Below are 18,548 nucleotides of genomic sequence, written 5' to 3'. Positions count from 1 at the left end.
CGCCGGCCTCTCGGTGCCCGGTACCGGCGCGCCCCCGTGGGGTCTAGCATCGAGTCATGACTTCCTTCGAACCCGTTGCCGTGGAATACGGCGTGGCACGGGGCATGGGTCGGAATTCGGGTGACGCCCGCACACCCGGCACGTCAGGGTCTGCCTCGGAAACCGTGTCCCGCTCGCCCCGCCGGGACCGCCGTGGACGGGGCCTGCGCGGACCGTTGATGCCGCCGGGACTGCCCGGTGCCCGCAGCCGCAATGAGGCCTTCTCCGATCACCTGGCCGCCGCCGTGGCCCGGTTGGCCGAGGTCTGCGGTCCCGCCGTGGAACAAGCCCGCTTCCGCATGACGATGGTTCCCGAGGACCTGGAGAACCGCCTGGAGCTGGTGCGGGCCTGGGGTACGGAACTGGTGGACGATCCCACCGGCTCCACTCGCCGTGATGCCCAAGGCACGGCCGTCATCACCATCCACCGGCGCCCGCTCGAGGCCCGGTGTCCGGCTCCGTCCCTGCTGCCCGATCTCGTCTACGGGGCGGTCGTGGAGCAGTGGGCCGAGCTGACCGGCCTGGCACCCGAGGCCGTGGACCCCGACTTCCACTGGTAGACGGCGTCAACAGCCGGTCGCCGGCTCCGTTCGGCCCGGCTCCGACCGGCCTGTCCGGTGGTCGGCTCAGTACTGGGTCAATACCCTACGCGCACGGGTACACCGGAGACCTGTTGCTGTAGCGGCGCAATCGAGTAGGCGGAGATCCCCCGCTCGCCGCGCACGTCCACGGCGGCGTGCACCTGCCCCTCCACGGTCTCCAGCAACGCCCCCGCAGGAACGGCACCTTCGCCGCCTGCGAGGTCCGCGAAGGAGAGGGCCCTGGTGGATTTCGGGCCCAGTTCCTGCACCCTGGACTCCCCCAGGCTGCCGTCCTCCGAGACGGGCGTGATCTCCACAGCCCCGCCCTCCGTCGAATACAGCACCAGGTTCGCGGTGGTGTTCTCGGGCCGAGCCACCAACCGTTCCAGCCCCAACGGGTCCACGGCGGTCACGCTGGAGAAGTCGACCGGTTCGCCGGCCTGCCCAGAGAGGCCCCGGGCGCTGGCCGCGACGGGAGCGTCGGCGCTCACGGTGACGGTGTAGACGCCGTGGTCCAGCCCGTCGAGGGGGAAGCGCACGGTGGAACCGGCACCGATCTCCACCAGGCCACCCCCCGGCAGATCCACGGTGCCGTCCGGGCCGCTCACGGTGACCTCGGCGGTGGCCGCGCTGGTCGGCGCCGCGAGCGAGAGAGAGGGGCCGGCCTGTTCGTATCCGTCCTGGCCGACGATCTCCTCGGTGACCGCCCTGTTCGGCACCACGAGTCCGGGCATGACCGCCCCTTGGGACGGGGTCGAGGTCGGTTGAATGATCTCCACGCCGCCCGGCGTGATGCCGAAGAGCCGGTGCTGCTGGGCCGTGGCACCGACCGCGCCACCCTGGGCACGGACCTGGACGGCCAGATGCTCCTCGTCCGGGGCCATGCCGCCCAGCACGATCGACCGGGTCTGTCCGGGCGCCAGGACGATTCCGGCGGTGCCCGGTGCCTCGACCGGCCCGTCGGCCCCGTAGAGGGTCAGGTCCACGGTGCTGGCTGACGCCGAGGGGTTCGAGAGCACCAGGATCGAGGTCGAACCCACCGTGGTGGTCATGCCGGTGAGCCAGTGTTCGTGGGCCGGGGCGAGGCAGGAGCCGGCGTCAGTGCCGGCGAGGTCTCCGTCCGTTGCGGAATACAGGGACACGGCGTCTGAGGGCATCGCCTGCCCGCCGATCGGCTCGACCGTGACGGCCGTCGCCTCGCCCGCTTCGCCTCCCGGGGACTGCAGGTGGTCCACGCCGGACTCGCGGACCGGTACGCCATCCGCTCCGGCGGTGGCCGGGTCTCCCTGTTGGACCTCTTCAGGCTGGGACTCGGTCAGGTCCACCGGTTCGTCCCCTCCGCCGGAGTCGCCGTTCTCGGCCGATTCCAGGGTGCTGATGGAGCTGCCGGGGAACCGACCCGCCAGATCGGAGAGCAGCACCGAGGTGACCCGGGAGACGGCGGAGGTGGAGACGGGACTGAACTGCGTGTCCGTCCCCTCCTGGGCGCCGGCAGGCAGTCGCGGCGGTCCGGCGCAGACCGACCGGACCGGTACGGCATTCAGCGCGGCGGGCGCGGCGCTCCCGTTCACCGCCGGCGTGGCGGGCGGGACGAGCGTCCCGGCCGTGACCGCGGCCGCCACCAGGACCACGACGCCGGTCCCGGCCAGTCCCGCGGTCATTGGCGCCCTGCGGACGACGCCCCGTTGGTGCGCCTCAAGGGCGGCTTGACGCTTGAGGTCACGCGCCTTGGCGGCCCGTTGGCCCTTGAGCTGCCCCCGCGAGACGGGCGGGTCCTGCAGCGAGTCCTGGCTCGGGGTCCCGGACGCGTCCGGGGTGCTGGAGTCGTCCGGCTGCTGATCGTGTTCCTGGCCGCTCATCGTTGCTCCGTCCGCCTGTGGTCGTCAACGGGGTCTCCGCTGGTGCCCACGTCGACTCCGTCAGCGAGGCCGGCATCGCCGGCCCGCGGCCGGCCGTCCGTGCGCCGGGTGGGCGAGGGGATGGCCAGCAGCGCGGCGAGCACGAGCAGGAGTCCGGGGACCCACCAGGCCCAGGCCGCAGCCGCGGAGGAGTGCCAGACCCGGAGCTGACCACCATCGGCGGGCAAGGCAAAGGCTTGGGCCCAACCGGTGCCCTCATCGGTGTGAGCGTCGAGCGGCTCACCATCGAGGGTGGCGTGCCATCCGGCGTCGGCCCGTTCGGCCAGGACTAGCTGGCGCTCACCCTCCTCCGCCGCGTCTTCGGCGGCCGGAATGGGGGTGTCCACCGTGGTGCCAGGCCGGGACACCAGGTGGGTGGTCTCACCGGCACCGTCGAGGATCCGGGCGCGGGCCGTCGAGAAGCCCATCCGGTCCTCGAGATCATGGGTTCCGGCCACGGGGATGCCGCCGGCCTCCTCGGGCAGCACGCGCCACAGCCAACCCGAATCGGTGAGACCGACCGGTGCCAGGCCCGGGACGGCGTCGATGGAGGCAGCGGTGCCGAGTTCTCCCCCGTCCCGGTCCCGCAGCACCACGAAGGCGGCTCCGAAGTCCTCGAGGGCCGGCCGCGGGTCCGCGTTGGCCCCGGAGATCAGCTGGGCGCCCAAACTGCGCAACTGTTCATCGGCACGGTCCGGGGCGGCCGCCGCCGGGCTGGACAAGGGGCCGGTCAGGGAGCGGGCGGTCCACCCCGCGCTGAGCCGGTCCAGGGCGGGGCCGGCACCGCTGGCGAGGCTGACCTGCAGTTCGTCGGCACGGCGTTCCAGGACCACGGTCCGGGTCGCCAGCGCGCTGGCACCCTGGTCGGCTGCGGTGGCCGGGAGCAGCCGGACGGGACTGGACTCGATGACGCTGCCGGTACCCAGCGTGGACAGCAAGGCGTCAGTCTCACCGTCCGCGGTTCGGGAGGCCAGGGCCTCGCCGGCAGCGGGGTCCAGGGTCGAACCCGGGACGGTGCGAGGCACCACCCAGAGGGTCGCGGTCAAGACCACAGAACTGCTCGCCAGGACCGCCAGCACCACCACGGCGGTCCGCCGCGCCGGGCCGATTCCGGCGCGCAGTCCCAGACGCGACGCCCCGGGAACCCGGCGCGGGCCCAGGACGCCGTTGAACCCGGCGACGGCGGCGATCAGCACGCCCAGCAGCGCAGTGGAGGTGAAGGGGCCGGTGAACACCGTGACCAGATCACCGTTGGCATCCACCGAGGTGGCGAGCAGGGGCGCGACGGCGGCGCCGGCCAGTCCCAGCACCGAGGCACCCAGGCCGATGCGGGCCTGCGTACCGATCCGTCCGGTCATGAAGGCGCCGACGGCAGCGGCAGCCAGAACGGGGATCCCGATGACGAGCGCCGCGACCAGGGCCCAGGGGTAACCGGCCCCGCCCGGCACGGCCGTGTCCAGCCACGGCAGGGCCAGCAGGCCGGAGTCCGCGGCGAAGGCCTCCGGGAAGCCGAGGATCTGCTGCCACAGCGGAGCCGGATCGTAGGCCTGCGGCACACCGGGATCGCCGAGGACCGCGCGCAGGTCCGTCCAATGCGTCAGGACGGTGGGGAGGAACAGGGCCAGGCCCGGCAGGGGCGTCCACCACAGGGCGCGCCCGCGCTGGCCCATCAGCACGGCGAGGCCCAGCACGCCCACCACGAGGAACGGCAGCAGCAGGGGTGCGGCGGTCCCCAGTGCGGCGAGGAGCAGGGCGGTCCACCCCGAGGCAGTCCAGGAGATCACTCCACGGTGGCCCGGGCGTTGCAGGACGCCCAGGGTGTCCTCGGTGACGCCTTCGGGGTCGGGCCGCCGCAAGGCGGCCGACCCGGTGGCGCGGATGACGGCCAGGGCCAACCATGGCAAGCCGAGGTGCACCAGAAGGGCTCCGGTTCGCCCCTCGCCAGCGGCGGTCAACAGAGCCGGGGACAGCCCCCAGAGCAGGGCCGCCAACAGGCGCACACCACGGCCGCGGGCCACGGCACCGGCGGCCGTCCACGCGCCGATGGCCGCGAGGGGCATGGCCAGGATGGTCAGCCACACCAGCGCGAGGGATCCCTGGCCGGTGACGCCGAGGACCGTCAGCGCCAGCCCGAAGGGACCGGGCTGGACGGGGGCGCCGGCTCCGGCGGGGGCCCAACTGCCGGTGGCGTGGTGCCAGAGCTCGGCGGCCGAACCAGACAGCGGCAGCAGCGAGCCACCGGTCAGGGCCGGCGCGGCCAGCAGGTCTCGCAGACCCACCAGGGAAAGGCCGCCGAGCAGCAGCAGGGCCAGGACCAGGCCGGTGCCCACCCAGTTGCGTGCCGGCGTGGCCAGGGCCGCGAAGTCGTCGTGACCGCCGGTCGCCTCGCTGGCGATCATCGTGGATCCGGTGCCGTCGCCGATGATCTCCTCCGGCGACTCGAGGTCCAGGACGCTGCGCCGGTAGGTGCGCACCTCGGCTCCGGAGGCCTTGAGCGGGCCCACGATCGACCGGGGCGCCCGCCGGGTCTTGCGGGCGTGGCGTCGGGCGGCCGCCAGGGGCAGGATCCGCACGAGGGCCCGCGCGGTGCCGGCCAGGTGGGAGGCGCCGCGGCCCGGCTCCTTGGCCAGCAGCGAGGCGGCGAATCCGCCCAGCCCCGTGATCAGCCCCCAGATCCACAGCAGGGGAACCGCCCACGGCCGGGCGTGCTTGAGACGCAGCCACAGGGAGGCCTGGCGGAGCGCCGAGGTACCGGCGTGCAGGCCCTCACCGCGGCCGTCGTGGCCGATGACCGCCTCGGGAACCACGACCACGCGGTGCCCGGCCAGCCGGTTGCGCCAGCACAGGTCCACGACGGCGGCCGTGGGCGGCCCGAAGGGATCGAATCCGCCCAGCTCGGTCCAGACGTCCTGGCGGATGAGCAGGCCTGGAGCGGAGACCGCGAAGGTGTCCGTGCGGGCGTTGTACTGGCCCTGATCCAGTTCGCCGGGCTCGACGAGGCTGATGGGCTCGGCGGCGGCGGTGACGGTCAGCCCCACGTCCAGCAGGTGCCGGGGGCGGCCCAGCTCGATCTGCTTGCAGCCGGCGATGGTCACGGAGGGAGAGGTCTCCACGACCGTCATCAACCGCTGGAGCGTGTCCGGGGCGGGACGCGAATCGTCGTGGATCCACCACAGCCAGCCTGCGTCCTCCATGCCGCCCGTGACGTCTGAATCGGCGGCGCCGTCGAACGAGGGCAACGAGTCGAATGAGGCAAACGGGAGGCCGGCGTCGTCCACGAGGCCCGCGAGGTGCTGCCGCAGTTCGCCGGCCGTGCCGGCACCGGATTGGTCCTCGCCGGCCTCGGTGCCGGTGTGATTCTCGATCGCTCCGGTGAAGACGGCGACGATGCGGTCGGGGTGCCGATCCTGGTCGAGTACTGCCTGGACGGCGTCAGCGGTCAGGTCGGGCCGCCGGTCGACGACCACGACGGCGGTGACGTGCTGCGCCGCGGGGCCGCCGGTGACGGCAGACGCAGGCAGGGTGGCCGGAGCTGAAATCAGACTGACCGTTTCCGCAGGCGGCGCCGCTCACGCTCGGACAGACCGCCCCAGATGCCGAAGCGCTCGTCGTTGCCGAGGGCGTACTCGAGGCATTCACTGCGAACGGTGCAGGCGGAGCAGACCTTCTTGGCATCGCGGGTGGACCCGCCCTTCTCGGGGAAGAAGGCCTCTGGGTCCGTCTGGGCGCATAGGGCGTCGACCTGCCAGGCGAGCTCGCCGTCCACGTCGAGGGGGTCGGCCAGTCCGGGCAGTCCCAGCCACACGGAGGGCTGGGCAACATTGCTGGTGCCGGCGCCCGGGGTCTCGCCGGGGGCCACCAGGGGCGTGACCGTGCCGGGGTGCAGGGCGGTGACGGTGGCGGTGACATCGGTGTCGGAAGCGGCCGGGGAATCGGCTTCGTCCACGTCGTGATCCGCCAGGAATGCGGTGGCCTGGTCCTCGAGGGATCCCAGGGAGGTGCCGGTCTCGAGACGGCGGGCCGCGTCCGGGTCGGCCGGGTCGATGAACCAGTCGGCAGGGACGCTGCGGCCCGGGTAGGGGCCGTCGGTCAAGGGCTGGCCGGACAGTCCCGTCTGGTTGGCTTCGGTCTCGTGGATCTCGTCGAGGCGCTGGGCGTTCTCCATGTGATTCCTCCCCGTTCTCACGCTGAATCATCCCGTCACCGGAGGTTCCGGTGTCTGCGGATCGGGCAGGGCTTCTGACACGCCTTCCGACCACGTTCCCCGCGGCGCCGGGCGCGCCCGGACCGATTCCGTCTCTACCGACGGCAGCGGGGAACCAGTGGTGGGCGGTGGGAAGCGCCGTGGTCACCATGACCGTTCCAGACTGAATTACACCCGTGTAACTCGCTGTTCGTCAAGCGGAGGCGGCACAATGTGAGGCGGGGAACGGCCCCGGACCTGCCGACACGCCGCCGCGCTGATGCGCGGATGTGGGCGTGTTGCCCACGGTGAAAGGACATCCATGGTCAACCTCGGAACGAATCTACCCGGTGGAGCGGCCGGAGGCGGCACTCATCCGTCCGGCCGACGCCTGACTTGGTTCGAAGCCATCGCAGCATCGCCCCGTCCGGCCGTGGTGGACCATGCCGCCGACGGCGACCGCATCGAGCTCTCCGGCCGGGTCCTGGCCAACTGGGCCGCCAAGACCGCCAACCTGTTGGACATCGAGGGCCACGGCCCTGGCTCCACGATCCTGGTGGACCTACCCCTGGGTTGGAAGTCACTGGCCCTGCTGCTGGGGGCCGCGCGCGCCGGCGTGCAGGTGCGGTTCGCCCCCCTCTCGTCGTCCGCCCCGGCGAAGCCCGAATCGGTGGACCTGGTGGTATCCGGGACGCCCGGGGCCTGGTCGGAACATCCCGCCGACCTCTGGGCGGTGTCCCCCAGGACCCTGACGTCGTCCGGGGCGTCGGAGTTCTCTGAGGCCTCGGGAGCCTCGGGGCCGCTGCCGTCACCGGAGGCGGGGTTGCCGTCCCACGCCCTGGACTATGCCGCCGAGGTGCAGATGCAGGCGGACCAGTGCCACCTCCCACTGCCGGGGACCAGCCTGCCGTCGCTCGTCGAGGCATGGGAGGACCTGCCGTCCCCGCAGTCCACAGAGCAGCCCACAGACCACGACGGCGCGCGCCTGTCGCGGTGGTCCCACCGAGAGCGCGGGCTGGTGGTGGCGGCCGCAGGCGGGAGGCTGGATTACGGGGCCGCGCGCGCCGTCGTCGGGACCTGGGACCGGGGACTCCCGGTGGTGCTGGTGCCAGAAAGCGACACGGACCTCAGCGGGGCCTCAGCCAAGCTCGTGGAGGCCGAGAGGCTGGGCAACCCACGCCAATGACCTCCCCGGTGAGCGGCTATCGAGGTTCGGCGGGAGTGCGTGCCGACGGCGCGGACGGACCCTGCAGCGCCGTCCGGGCCGGTGGCGCCACCGGCCCGGAGGCCGGCGAGGAGTCCCGCCTGCGGTGCCGGCGCGGAGTGTCGGCAGTGCGGATGACCGGCAGCTCACCCGTGAGCCGTTCGCGATCGTCCTTGAACTTGGGGTCTGCGTCCAGTTCCTCGGTGAACACCCAGAACCGGTAGGCGAAGAAGCGGAAGATGGTGCCCAGGACCAGCCCGACCACGCTACCGGCAATGAAGATGCCGGCGGTCGATGTGACGCCCAGACCGTACTGCGCCACGAACACGCAACCAGCTTGGATGCCCATGCCGATGACATTCATCACCGCGAACAACACGAACTCGCGCATGAGGTTGTTCTGCCGGCGGTGGCGGAAGGTCCAGAGGCGGTTGGCCACGTAGGAGAAGATCGTGGCGACCACGCTGGCCACGATCTTGGACTTGACGTTGCTGCCCTCCATCGGGCCGTTCATGAGCCACAGGAAGATCGCCGAGTCGACCACGAAGGCGGCCGCACCGACCGCCCCGAACTTGGCGACCTCGCGCCAGAGCATGGCGACCAGGGCCACGAAACGTTGCCACAGGTTGCTGAACATGGGGGTGGGTGGACTCCTTGTTGCGTGCAGAATACGGCCGAGAACCGGCAAATGTCTTTGCATACCCTAGACCGGATTTCTTTCCGTTTCCTGACAACTGGAGGCCGCCGGGCGGTTCTGCCGGACAGGGACTGATCCGCTGGTTACCCTTGGTCCGTGAGTTTTCCTGTGATCGGAGTAGTGGGCGGCGGCCAGTTGGCGCGCATGATGGCCCCGGCAGCAACAGCCCTGGGTGTGCGGCTGAGAGTCCTGGCCGAGGGCCCGGACGTCTCGGCCACCACGGCCGCCCCCTCCACGGTGGGCGACTACCGTGACCTCGAGGTGCTGATGGCCTTCGTGGCCGAGGTGGACGTGGTGACGTTCGACCATGAGCACGTGCCCGCAGAGCATCTACGGGCGCTGGAGGCGGCCGGCGTGAATCTGCAGCCCGGGCCGGAGGCCCTGCAATACGCCCAGGACAAGCTGCTCATGCGCCAGGCCTGTGACCGCCTCGGCTTGCCGAACCCGGCGTGGGCCGCGGTGTCCTCCGTGGCCGAGCTGGTCGATTTCGGTGACCGGACCGGCTGGCCCGTGGTCCTCAAGACCCCGCGTGGCGGCTACGACGGCAAGGGCGTGCGGGTCCTGCGCTCGGCCGAGGCCGCCGAGTCCTGCGGCGACTGGTTTGAGCTGGGCTTCGAGGCGTTGCTGGCCGAGGAGATGGTGGACTTCTCCCGCGAGCTCTCCGCCCAGGTGGCACGCAACCCTTCGGGAGCGACCGCCTCCTACCCTGTGGTCGAGTCGATCCAGACAGACGGCGTGTGTGACGTGGTCACCGCCCCGGCACCCGGCCTGGACCCTCAGACCGCCCACGCGGCAGAGGAGGCTGCCGTGGCCTTGGCCAAGGGGCTCGGTGTGACCGGCATGCTCGCCGTGGAACTGTTCGAGACCCCCGGCGTCGGCCCGGGATTCATGGTCAACGAACTGGCCATGCGCCCCCATAACTCGGGCCACTGGTCCATGGACGGCGCTGTCACCGGCCAGTTCGAACAGCACGTCCGCGCGGTGCTCGACCTGCCTCTGGGGTCCACGGACCCTCTCGGCGCCTACACCGTGATGAAGAACTACCTCGGCGGAGCCAACGAGGACCTCTACGCGGCCTTCCCCACCGCCATGGCCACGTTCCCCGTGGCCAAGATCCACACCTACGGAAAGTCCGTGCGCCCCGGCCGCAAGATCGGTCACGTCAATGTCACCGCGGCCACCCCCGAGGACCTGGCCTCGGCCCGCGCGGCCGCCGAGGGAGCCGCCGCGATCATCAGCGAGGGACCGCAGGCCGGCCCAGAGGCCGGCACCCAGGCCGGACCGCGGGCCGCCGATCAGCAGGAGCAGTCATGACCCCCAGCGAAGCGCCCGCGACCACCACCCAGGCAGGCGTGGCCCCCGCCCGGGTGGCGGTGATCATGGGCTCCGACTCCGACTGGCCCGTGATGGAGGCCGCGGCAACGGCCCTGGAGGAGTTCGGGATCTCCTACGAGGCCGGCGTCGTGTCCGCTCACCGCATGCCGCACGAGATGGTGGCCTTCGGCACCGAGGCGCACGAACGCGGGATCCGGGTGATCATCGCCGGCGCCGGTGGCGCCGCGCACCTGCCGGGCATGATCGCCTCCACCACTCCCCTGCCGGTGATCGGTGTGCCCGTACCCCTCAAGACCCTCGACGGCATGGACTCCCTGCTGTCCATCGTGCAGATGCCCGCCGGCGTGCCGGTGGCCACCGTGTCCATCGGTGGCGCTCGCAACGCCGGGCTGCTTGCGGTGCGGATCCTCGCGGCGGGAACCGGCCCGGAGTCGGCGGAGCTGCGCGAGAAGCTGGTGGAGTTCGCTGCCGAACTACAGGACACGGCCAGCGCCAAGGGTGAACGGTTGCAGGAGACGCTGGCCGGCCGGCCCGGATACCGCCCGTGATGGCAGGCCAGGCTCCCCAGAGAGGCCTGTCCCTCCTGCACGGCCCGCAGGGCTCGGGCGCAGCAGGGCCCGACCCGGTCCGCGACCCGCAGAGCGCCGCGGCACCCCAACGCACCAAGCGGGCCTGGATCCTGCTGCTGCTCACCCTGTTCGTTCCCGGCGGCGCGCAGGTGGTGGCCGGGAATCGCTCCCTCGGCCGCGCCGCGCTGCGGGTGACCCTGACCGTCTGGCTCCTGGTCGTCGTCGCGCTCGTGCTCCTGGTGGTCAATCGGGACCTTCTGGTGCAGACGTTCGCCAACTCGTGGGTCCAGCTGGCCGCGATCGTGGTCCTGGCGGCCCTGGCCATCGGCTGGGTGGTGCTCTGGATCGACACCTTCCGGCTGCTGCGGCTCAAGCTCGTGGCCCCCGGGATGAAGCCGCTGCTGGCCTTCTCCACGGTGCTGCTGCTCGTGGCCACCTCCGGCGCACTCGGCTACGGTTCCTTCGCCCTGAACGCCGGACGCAATGCCCTCAACGAGATCTTCCCGCCCGGCCCCGCCATCGAGCCGGTGGCCGGACGGTACAACTTCCTCCTCCTCGGCAACGACGCCGGTGAGGGCCGCACTGGACTGCGGCCGGACTCCATCCATGTGGCCTCCGTGAACGCCGCGACCGGCAGCACGATCCTGTTCTCGATCCCCCGCAACTTCCAGAACGCCCCCTTCTCCGAAGGATCCCCCCTGTGGGACGTCTACCCGCAGGGCTTCAACTGCGGCGACGATTGCATCATCAACGCCCTCTACACGGACGTGATGGAGAGCCACCAGGACCTCTATCCCGGTGCCGAGGACCCCGGGGTGGAGGCCATGATGGACGCCACTGGTGGGATCCTCGGGCTGGACGTCCAGTCCTACGCGATGGTGGACATGGGCGGGTTCTCTCAGCTCATCGACTCCATGGGCGGCGTCACGGTCACCTCCGGCGGCTGGACGACCTACCGTGGGTCCCGGCCGGACGGGGAATGGGGCAACGCCTGGTGGGGTCCCGGAACGTACGACTTCACCGGCGAGGAGGCTCTGGCCTTCGCCCGCTCCCGCCACTTCTCCACGGACTACTCCCGCATCCGCCGCCAGCAGTGCATCCAGTCCGCCATGCTGGACCAGTTCAATCCCCAGACCCTGGTGACCCGGTTCCAGGACATTCTGGACGCCGGCGAACAGATCGTCGAGACGGACCTGCCGGGGCAGCAGCTGGGCACGTTCGTCTCCCTGGCCACCAAGGGGCAGTCGCAGGGCCTGGAGCGACTGACCATCGGTCCGCCGGACTTCGAGGGCGAGGGCGGCCGGTTCACCACCTACCCTGACTTCGACGAGATCCACACCCGGGTGGACGGCATGCTCGCCGAGGACGGCACCCCGAACGCCGCTGGCACGTCCCCCGCCCCGCTGCTGTTCGTGAACGCCACCGCCTCCCTGCTGGCCTCCGCCCCCCAGGAGTCCGGCACCAGTGAGGACCCCGCCGACTGGCCCGCACCGCCGACCCAGCCGGACGGATCCGAGATCACGCACGAGTATCTGCAGCACCTCGAGGACACGGGCCAGACCGGCCTGCTGGAGGAGGCCGCCTCCACCAACCACCTCTGCGCGGCCGGCTAGTCCGCCGCTGGGCTGTCACCAAGAACGCAGCGGCTCGGGTCTTGTCAGCGGGTTCAGTTCTTGTCAGACGTGTGCCTCTTGGCCTGATCGAAGACGGCCACCAGGATCACGAGGAGACCGGCCGCCGCCGGGACCACGCTGACTCCCACGGTCGAGTTGGTGGGTGAGGCCACCACGAGGGACAGGGCACCCAGCGGAGCCAGACCCCCCGCCGCGGCCGTGCCGATCTTCCAGACGGACTCAGAGGGGGCGGAGTGGCGCCTAGACCGAAGCCAACCGATGCTTCGCGGCCATCTCGGAGACGATGTGTTCAGCAATGGCCAGGGATGAGGTGGCCCCCGGGGACGGTGCGTTGCGCAGGAGCGTGGCGCGCCCGATGTCCTCGATGACGAAGTCGTCCACGAGGTCGCCATTGGCATCCATGGACTGGGCTCGGATGCCACGGGTGATGGGCGTGGATTCGGCTCCTTCCAGGGAGGGCACGTAGCGCGCGGCTCCGGCCAGGAACTTCTGGCGGGAGACCACGGCACCGAACTCCTGGACGGCCGCCGACATGTTCCGGCTGGCAAACTTCCAGAACCCCGGGTTGGCCGCCACGTCTAGACTGTCCTTGAGGCCGATGTGCCGCCCCGAGTAGTTCTCCCGGCCGAAGGAGAGGAAGGCGTTGGGGCCCACGAGCATCTCCCCGTCGACGCGCTTGGTCAGGTGGACGCCGAGGAAGGGGTAGGCGGGGTCCGGCACGGGGTAGACCAGTCCGTTGAGCACGGTGCGGTGCTCCGGGGCCAGCTTCGAGTACTGACCGAAGAACGGCACGATCTTCGGATAGGCATCTCCCCCGGCCTTCCGCGCGATGCGGTCTGATTGGAGTCCGGCGCAGGCGATGACGAAGTCGAAGGACTCGGTGCCCTCCGGGGTGCTGATACTGCATCCGTCCGCGGTGTTGGTGATTCCGGTGACCTCGGCACCGAGGCGAACGGTCCCGCCGGCCGACCGGACGTCGTCGATCAGGGCCCGGGTCACCGCCGCGTAGTCGATGATCGCCGTGTGCAGGGAGTGCAGCGCGAGGCGCCCGGTAGCGTTGGGCTCGATCTCGAGGATCCGTTCCGGGCCGACCAGTTCGACGCCCGGCACGCCGTTGGCGATGGCCTTCTCGTGGATGGTCCGCAGCCGGTCCTCCTCGACCTGCTCCAGGGCCACGACCAACTTGCCGCACTCCTCATAGGGCACACCGCGGTCGCGGGCGAAGTCCCGCAGCAGGTTGACCCCACGGCGGCATAACCGGGCTTTCAAACTCCCCGGCTGATAATAGAGTCCGGCGTGGACCACTCCGGAGTTGTGGCCGGTCTGGTGGGAGGCCACGCTGTCCGCCTTGTCATACACGGTGAGGTGGTCGTCAGGGAACCGTTGGGTCAGCTCCCGGGCGATCGCGGCACCGATGATTCCAGCACCGATGACGGCGAATGAGGTCATGACTGGACCGTCGCTTTCTGTGGGTTGGTGGGGACGCAGCGCACCAGGGCGGCCCTACTGTCCCGTGGGATCTATGGGGTCTGTGGGTTGGCATACTGGAGGGATGAAGTCTGTCCATCGGCCTGCGAGCCTGACCGACCAGGCCGTGGAATCGATTCGGGCATCGATCATCAGCGGTGATCTGGTTCCAGGCGAGCTGTACACGGCGACCGAGCTGGGCAACCAGCTCAACGTCTCCCGCACCCCGATCCGAGAGGCCCTGCAGGAGCTCGCCCGCCGCGGACTCGTTCAGATCGAGCGGAACCGCGGGGTACGCATCCTCAGCACCTCGCTCCAGAGCCTGATCGAGGTGTTCCAGATCAGGCTCATGCTGGAGGCTCCCTTGGCTCGCCGCGCCACGCAGCTGAAGACGGCGGCCACGGCGGCCGCCGTAGAGCAGTCCTACGAGGCCTTCCGACGCGCGGCAGAGGGCGGCGACCCGGAACTGGTGCTCCGGGCAGACCGGGACTTCCACCGCACCCTGCTGGCGGGGGCGGGCAACGACAAGGCCAACCAGTTGCTCAGCGAACAGCGTGACTTCGTGTTGCAGACCGGCGTGGGGACCGTGCCCACCTCGCGCACCGCGCAGGAGTGCTTCGAGGATCACCGGGACATCATGGAGGCGTTCCGGGAGGGTCTGGATGCTGAGGTGGGCTCGGCCCTGGCACGGCACATCAGCCACACGGCCACCATGCTGATCACCCAGGAGACTCGAGACCGGCCCGAGTTCGCGGATGCTCGGAGCACCGAGGCCATCGATTGGCTGGTGCACTAGCAGCTCCCTCGTGCCGGATGCGACTGGCCGGAACGACCGACAAGGGCAACGAATGTGGTGTGGACAACAATCAGCATAGTTAGTTGCATGCAACATGCAAGAACGTTGCGCCGGGTTGTCTCAGGCGGGTCGATAGGCTGGGAGCATGTACCTGCTGCACACCGCCATCCGTGACTATGCGTGGGGTTCCGCCACCCTGCTGGCCGAGCTCCAGGGCCGGACTCCCACCGGCCGTCCGGAGGCGGAAATGTGGATGGGCGCACACCCCGGCGCTCCCGCTGGAGCGGTCCCGGCGAGCGATCCCGGGTCCGCTCCGGTGCCCCTCGACGAGCTGCTGGCCTCTGACCCAGAGACGCTGCTGGGCGAGGCCGCGCGCTACGGCCGCCTGCCCTTCCTCGTGAAGCTGCTGGCCGCGGGGCGCCCGCTGTCGATCCAGGCCCATCCGGCCCTCGAACAGGCTCGTGCCGGATTCGCCGCCGAGGAGGCGGCGGATGTCCCGGTCTCGGCGCCCCACCGTAACTACCGGGATGACAACCACAAGCCCGAGATGCTCGTGGCCCTGACCCCGTTCGCCGCCCTGTGCGGATTCCGCTCGGCCCAGGATGCCGGCACCTCGTTCTCCCGGTTGGCCCAGGTGCTGGGCGAGAACATGGAGGACCACGACGCCGGCTCGGTCGGTCTCGCAGACGCCGCACCCGGCGCACCCGGCGTATCCGGCGCGGCCTGCGCGTCCCCCGCGTCTACCTCCGACGTCTCGGTGACCCAGACGGTGGCCGGCTACGCCGACCTCCTCTTACACGGCGGAGGAGAACCCGACCGTGATGGCCTGGACGGTGGCGGCGGGCCGGCGCTCGAGCGCGTCTTCGCGGACCTGCTCGACCCCGCCGGGGACTGGTCCTCAGGCACCTGGGTGGCGGCCGTCGTCGCCGCCTTGAAGAAGGCTCCGCGGGCCCTGGACGAGGATCTGAACCTGTCCACGGCGGTAGGGATCGCCGAGCACTATCCGGTGGACCCGGGTGTGCTGGTCTCGATCCTGCTCAACCGTGTGGACCTGGCCTCGGGCCAGGCGATCCACCTGCCGGCCGGCAATGTCCACGCCTACCTGCACGGCCTGGGGGTGGAGGTCATGGCCGCCTCGGACAACGTGCTGCGCGGCGGGCTGACACCCAAGCACGTGGACGTCCCGGAGCTGCGCCGGATCGTCGCCTTCGAGTCCGTGCCGGTGCCGTACTGCGCCCCCCTCTCGAAGGGGGACGGCCATCTGGTGTTCCGTCCGCCGTTCGATGAGTTCCAGGTCGAAAGGCTGGACCTACCCGCCGCCGACGGCACCAACCTGACCGCCCGCGGTCCGGTCCTGGCCGTGTGTACCGCCGGACGGGTCCGGGTCGAGGCCGGCACCGAGGCGGCCGTACTGACCCCCGGGGAGTCGGTGTTCCTGACGGCGGCCGATGCCGCCGCGATCGTTCATGGCACCGGCGAGGAGCCGGCCACCCTCTTCTCCGTCACCCTCCCCTGACCACAGAGAACTAGCGGTCGATCTCGCCCCATTCCGGCCGGTTACCCGCCAGCGAATGGTGCGATCTCGACCGCCAGTGGTGAAGGAGTGGTGGCAGCTCAGCGCACGGGCAGGGCGTCTGGGCCGATCCAGGGCTCCCACTTGCGGGCCTGGTGCTCGGCCTCGATCACGCGCACGGTGCCGGACTTGGAACGCATGACCATGGACTGCGTGGTCACGCGGTCGTTGTAGTAGCGCACGCCGCGCAGCAGGTCACCGTCGGTGATGCCGGTGGCGGCGAAGTAGGCGTTGTCGGTCTTGACCAGGTCGTCGGTGGTGAGGACCGCGTCCAGGTCATGGCCGGCGTCGATGGCCCGCTGGCGCTCGGCGTCGTCAATCGGGGCCAGCCGGCCCTGGATCACACCGCCGATGGCTTTGATGGCGCAGGCGGTGATGATGCCCTCCGGCGTGCCACCGATCCCGAGCAGCATGTCCACATCCGTGTCATGGCGGGCCGCGGCGATGCCCCCGGCCACATCACCGTCCATGATGAACTTCACGCGGGCACCGGCGGCGCGGATCTCGGCGACCAGCTTCTCGTGGCGCGGCCGGTCCAGCACGCACACGTTCAGCTGGCTGATGGGCTTGCCCAGGGCCTTGGCCACGAGGTGGATATTCTGCTTGATGGGCAGGCGAAGATCGACGAAATCAGCCGCCTCCGGCCCCACCACGAGCTTGTCCATGTAGAACACCGCCGAAGGATCGAACATGGCACCGCGCTCGGCCACGGCGAACACGGACAGGGCGTTGGGGTAGCCCATGGCGGTCAGGCGGGTGCCGTCGATCGGGTCCACGGCAACATCCACCTCGGGCCCGGTGCCGTCACCGACGTTCTCGCCGTTGAAGAGCATGGGTGCCTCGTCCTTCTCACCCTCGCCGATGACCACCACACCGTTCATCGCCACGGTGTCCATGAAGGCGCGCATTGCGTCCACGGCGGCGGCGTCCGCCGTGTTCTTGTCCCCGTAACCCACCCAGTGGCCAGCAGCGATGGCGGCGGCCTCAGTCACTCGAACCAGCTCCATGGCCAGGTTGCGGTCCGGCTTGGTCCCGGACACGGCCAGGCTCGGGCTGAGGATGCTTCGATCCGTGTGATGCGGCTCCGCGGTGCGCGACCGTGCCGTGTCGGTCCGAACGTCATTGTTCTCGGGCTGGTCAGTGGTCACCGAAATACTCCGTCTGTGGGGGAACGTCTCCAAATCCATCCTAGTGTCCCGGCTGATGGCAGAATGGACCGGTGACTTCCCCTCAGCCCGAGACCGATCCGACCGCCGGCTCGGCCGACAGTTCGGCTCCCAGCCCGGCTCCCAAGCCGCGGCTGACGCAGAAGCAGGCGAAGCGGGCCGGACAGTCCGCGCGGGCCATGGTGATCTCCGTGCTGGCCACCCTGGCCATCGCCCTGCTGGTGGTGTTCATGAATCCCACCAGCACCGAGCAGACCTACGAGCGCACCGTGGACGTGGCGGCCACCGCCGAGCAGGCCTCGGCCACCGCGGGCTTCTCCGCCGTCGCCCCGCGCGTCCCCGCGGACTGGAATGCCACCTTTGCCCGGTGGAACGGCGCCGGCGTGGACCAGGTGGAGTTCTGGGAAGCCGGGTACGTCACCGCCGGTGACGACTTCGCCGGGTTCAAGCAGACCCTCCAGGCCAATCCGACGTGGCTGTCCCAGCAGATGGGCAACGCGCCCCTGACCGGGACGCGCTCCGTGGACGGGACCACGTGGAACTTGTACGAGCCGGCCGACGGTGACCGGCATATGGTGACAGAACTGGACGGGACCACCATCCTCATCACTGGCTCCGGTGATCTGGCCGCGATGGACACCCTGGCTGCCGCCGTCCATGATTCCATCAACGATTCCGCCGAGGACAACTGACGTCCACTCAACAGCTCAATGACTAGGAAGCAGAGCCGATGACCGACAGTGCCGACCTGAAGAACGCCACCTCTCCGTCCTCCTCCCGCCTGACCCCCTCGGCCGCGTGGGACCTGCTGCGAGCCGGCAACGAACGCTTTGTGACGGATGCCTCCAACCACCCCAACCAGGATGCCGCGCGCCGAGCCTCCCTGACGCACGCGCAGCATCCGGTGGCCGTGATCTTCGGGTGCTCGGACTCCCGGCTTGCGGCGGAGATCATCTTCGACGTGGGGCTGGGCGATGTCTTCGTGGTCCGCACCGCCGGCCAGGTGATCGATGACGCCGTCCTCGGTTCCCTCGAGTACTCCGTGGATGTCCTCGACATCCCGCTGATCGTCGTCCTCGGCCATGACAGCTGTGGCGCGGTGACCGCCGCCGTGGAGTCCTACGTGTCCGGGGAGATGCCGCCCGGGTTCATCCGCTCCCTCGTGGAACGCATCATCCCCTCCGTGATCTCCGCCCGGCGTGCCGGGGTCAAGGACGTCAACGGCACCGTGGCGGAGAACGTGCGACAAATCAGCTCCCGCCTGATGGAATCCTCGATGTCCGTGGCCAAGGCCGTCAACGAGGGCCGCACGGCCATCATCGGCGTGACGTACTCCCTGGACAACGGCACAGGCAATCCGGTCAAGATCATCGGCGACCTGGACCCGGACGAGGTCGGCTAGCAGG

The 18,548-nt window shown here is 70.4% G+C and carries 16 protein-coding genes; 9 read left to right on the top strand and 7 right to left on the bottom strand.

All coding sequences use genetic code 11. The features are described from left to right. Window positions 1-56: 56 nt before the first annotated feature. The gene (locus ABD134_RS00830) at window positions 57-599 is read left to right on the top strand and encodes a metallopeptidase family protein (RefSeq protein WP_344225830.1); all 543 of its coding nucleotides are present in this window, start codon (window positions 57-59) and stop codon (window positions 597-599) included. 77 nt (window positions 600-676) lie between these two features. On the opposite strand, the gene ABD134_RS00825 is transcribed toward ABD134_RS00830, so the two are convergent. The 3 genes from ABD134_RS00825 to ABD134_RS00815 form a co-directional block, all read right to left on the bottom strand. Continuing rightward, window positions 677-2,479, bottom strand: a complete 1,803-nt coding sequence (locus ABD134_RS00825; protein ID WP_344225828.1) for a DUF5719 family protein — start codon at window positions 2,477-2,479, stop codon at window positions 677-679. Then, entirely contained in the window at window positions 2,476-5,985 is a 3,510-nt protein-coding gene (locus ABD134_RS00820) for a glycosyltransferase (RefSeq protein WP_378108419.1), read from the bottom strand. Before ABD134_RS00820 ends, ABD134_RS00825 begins: the two co-directional genes overlap by 4 nt. A 71-nt stretch (window positions 5,986-6,056) precedes the next feature. Then, window positions 6,057-6,683 carry a WhiB family transcriptional regulator gene (locus ABD134_RS00815; RefSeq protein ID WP_344225826.1) on the bottom strand — a complete coding sequence of 209 codons (627 nt, stop codon included), beginning with the start codon at window positions 6,681-6,683 and terminating at the stop codon, window positions 6,057-6,059. A gap of 340 nt (window positions 6,684-7,023) precedes the next feature. On the opposite strand from ABD134_RS00815, the gene ABD134_RS00810 reads away from it, so the two are divergent. Next, window positions 7,024-7,887 carry a TIGR03089 family protein gene (locus tag ABD134_RS00810; RefSeq protein ID WP_344225824.1) on the top strand — a complete coding sequence of 288 codons (864 nt, stop codon included), beginning with the start codon at window positions 7,024-7,026 and terminating at the stop codon, window positions 7,885-7,887. 16 nt (window positions 7,888-7,903) lie between these two features. Here the strand turns inward: ABD134_RS00810 and ABD134_RS00805 are convergent, their stop codons facing one another. After that, a complete protein-coding gene (locus ABD134_RS00805) occupies window positions 7,904-8,542 on the bottom strand; it encodes a GtrA family protein (protein ID WP_344225822.1) in 639 nt (212 codons plus the stop codon). A gap of 156 nt (window positions 8,543-8,698) precedes the next feature. Here ABD134_RS00805 and ABD134_RS00800 point away from each other — a divergent pair, with 156 nt between their 5' ends. Genes ABD134_RS00800 through ABD134_RS00790 form a run of 3 tightly spaced genes read left to right on the top strand, consistent with a single transcriptional unit; the run spans window position 8,699 to window position 12,119 of the window. After that, window positions 8,699-9,916 carry a 5-(carboxyamino)imidazole ribonucleotide synthase gene (locus ABD134_RS00800; RefSeq protein ID WP_344225820.1) on the top strand — a complete coding sequence of 406 codons (1,218 nt, stop codon included), beginning with the start codon at window positions 8,699-8,701 and terminating at the stop codon, window positions 9,914-9,916. Continuing rightward, window positions 9,913-10,485, top strand: a complete 573-nt coding sequence (gene purE / locus ABD134_RS00795; protein ID WP_344225819.1) for a 5-(carboxyamino)imidazole ribonucleotide mutase — start codon at window positions 9,913-9,915, stop codon at window positions 10,483-10,485. The genes ABD134_RS00800 and purE overlap by 4 nt, the downstream gene beginning before the upstream one ends. Next, window positions 10,485-12,119 (top strand): LCP family protein, encoded by a 1,635-nt coding sequence (locus tag ABD134_RS00790; protein WP_344227588.1) that lies wholly within the window; start codon window positions 10,485-10,487, stop codon window positions 12,117-12,119. Before purE ends, ABD134_RS00790 begins: the two co-directional genes overlap by 1 nt. A gap of 53 nt (window positions 12,120-12,172) precedes the next feature. Here the strand turns inward: ABD134_RS00790 and ABD134_RS00785 are convergent, their stop codons facing one another. Together ABD134_RS00785 and lhgO are read right to left on the bottom strand one after the other, a co-directional pair. Continuing rightward, window positions 12,173-12,295, bottom strand: coding sequence for a hypothetical protein (locus ABD134_RS00785; RefSeq protein WP_344225817.1), 123 nt, complete (start codon window positions 12,293-12,295; stop codon window positions 12,173-12,175). Window positions 12,296-12,380: 85 nt separating this feature from the next. Further along, window positions 12,381-13,589 carry an L-2-hydroxyglutarate oxidase gene (gene lhgO, locus ABD134_RS00780; protein ID WP_344225815.1) on the bottom strand — a complete coding sequence of 403 codons (1,209 nt, stop codon included), beginning with the start codon at window positions 13,587-13,589 and terminating at the stop codon, window positions 12,381-12,383. A gap of 103 nt (window positions 13,590-13,692) precedes the next feature. On the opposite strand from lhgO, the gene ABD134_RS00775 reads away from it, so the two are divergent. Both ABD134_RS00775 and manA read left to right on the top strand, forming a co-directional pair. After that, window positions 13,693-14,403: a GntR family transcriptional regulator gene (locus ABD134_RS00775; RefSeq protein ID WP_344225813.1), complete on the top strand. Its 711-nt coding sequence runs from the start codon at window positions 13,693-13,695 to the stop codon at window positions 14,401-14,403. Window positions 14,404-14,548: 145 nt separating this feature from the next. Further along, entirely contained in the window at window positions 14,549-15,919 is a 1,371-nt protein-coding gene (gene manA, locus ABD134_RS00770; protein ID WP_344225811.1) for a mannose-6-phosphate isomerase, class I, read from the top strand. Window positions 15,920-16,017: 98 nt separating this feature from the next. Here manA and glpX read toward each other — a convergent pair whose 3' ends face one another. Next, complete coding sequence (glpX, locus tag ABD134_RS00765) at window positions 16,018-16,983, bottom strand: class II fructose-bisphosphatase (protein WP_245952411.1); 966 nt, start codon at window positions 16,981-16,983, stop codon at window positions 16,018-16,020. A 212-nt stretch (window positions 16,984-17,195) separates the two neighbouring features. On the opposite strand from glpX, the gene ABD134_RS00760 reads away from it, so the two are divergent. After that, window positions 17,196-17,834 carry a DUF4245 domain-containing protein gene (locus ABD134_RS00760; RefSeq protein ID WP_344225809.1) on the top strand — a complete coding sequence of 213 codons (639 nt, stop codon included), beginning with the start codon at window positions 17,196-17,198 and terminating at the stop codon, window positions 17,832-17,834. 38 nt (window positions 17,835-17,872) lie between these two features. Continuing rightward, a complete protein-coding gene (locus ABD134_RS00755) occupies window positions 17,873-18,544 on the top strand; it encodes a carbonic anhydrase (RefSeq protein WP_344225807.1) in 672 nt (223 codons plus the stop codon). The last annotated feature ends 4 nt before the right edge of the window (window positions 18,545-18,548 follow it).

Origin of the sequence: Citricoccus alkalitolerans, assembly GCF_039528175.1 — a bacterium.
In the GTDB taxonomy this organism is placed as follows: domain Bacteria; phylum Actinomycetota; class Actinomycetes; order Actinomycetales; family Micrococcaceae; genus Citricoccus; species Citricoccus alkalitolerans.
The sequence above is the reverse complement of the archived record's forward strand: the minus strand, read 5'-3'. Positions and strand labels throughout refer to the sequence as shown.

Bases quoted from the DNA above. Each gene is read 5' to 3' on its own strand.
- ABD134_RS00830 (WP_344225830.1), top strand. From the start codon at position 57: ATGACTTCCTTCGAACCCGTTGCCGTGGAATACGGCGTGGCACGGGGC.
- ABD134_RS00825 (WP_344225828.1), bottom strand. From the start codon at position 2,479: ATGAGCGGCCAGGAACACGATCAGCAGCCGGACGACTCCAGCACCCCG.
- ABD134_RS00815 (WP_344225826.1), bottom strand. From the start codon at position 6,683: ATGGAGAACGCCCAGCGCCTCGACGAGATCCACGAGACCGAAGCCAAC.
- ABD134_RS00810 (WP_344225824.1), top strand. From the start codon at position 7,024: ATGGTCAACCTCGGAACGAATCTACCCGGTGGAGCGGCCGGAGGCGGC.
- ABD134_RS00805 (WP_344225822.1), bottom strand. From the start codon at position 8,542: ATGTTCAGCAACCTGTGGCAACGTTTCGTGGCCCTGGTCGCCATGCTC.
- purE (WP_344225819.1), top strand. From the start codon at position 9,913: ATGACCCCCAGCGAAGCGCCCGCGACCACCACCCAGGCAGGCGTGGCC.
- ABD134_RS00790 (WP_344227588.1), top strand. From the start codon at position 10,485: ATGGCAGGCCAGGCTCCCCAGAGAGGCCTGTCCCTCCTGCACGGCCCG.
- lhgO (WP_344225815.1), bottom strand. From the start codon at position 13,589: ATGACCTCATTCGCCGTCATCGGTGCTGGAATCATCGGTGCCGCGATC.
- ABD134_RS00775 (WP_344225813.1), top strand. From the start codon at position 13,693: ATGAAGTCTGTCCATCGGCCTGCGAGCCTGACCGACCAGGCCGTGGAA.
- manA (WP_344225811.1), top strand. From the start codon at position 14,549: ATGTACCTGCTGCACACCGCCATCCGTGACTATGCGTGGGGTTCCGCC.
- glpX (WP_245952411.1), bottom strand. From the start codon at position 16,983: ATGGAGCTGGTTCGAGTGACTGAGGCCGCCGCCATCGCTGCTGGCCAC.
- ABD134_RS00755 (WP_344225807.1), top strand. From the start codon at position 17,873: ATGACCGACAGTGCCGACCTGAAGAACGCCACCTCTCCGTCCTCCTCC.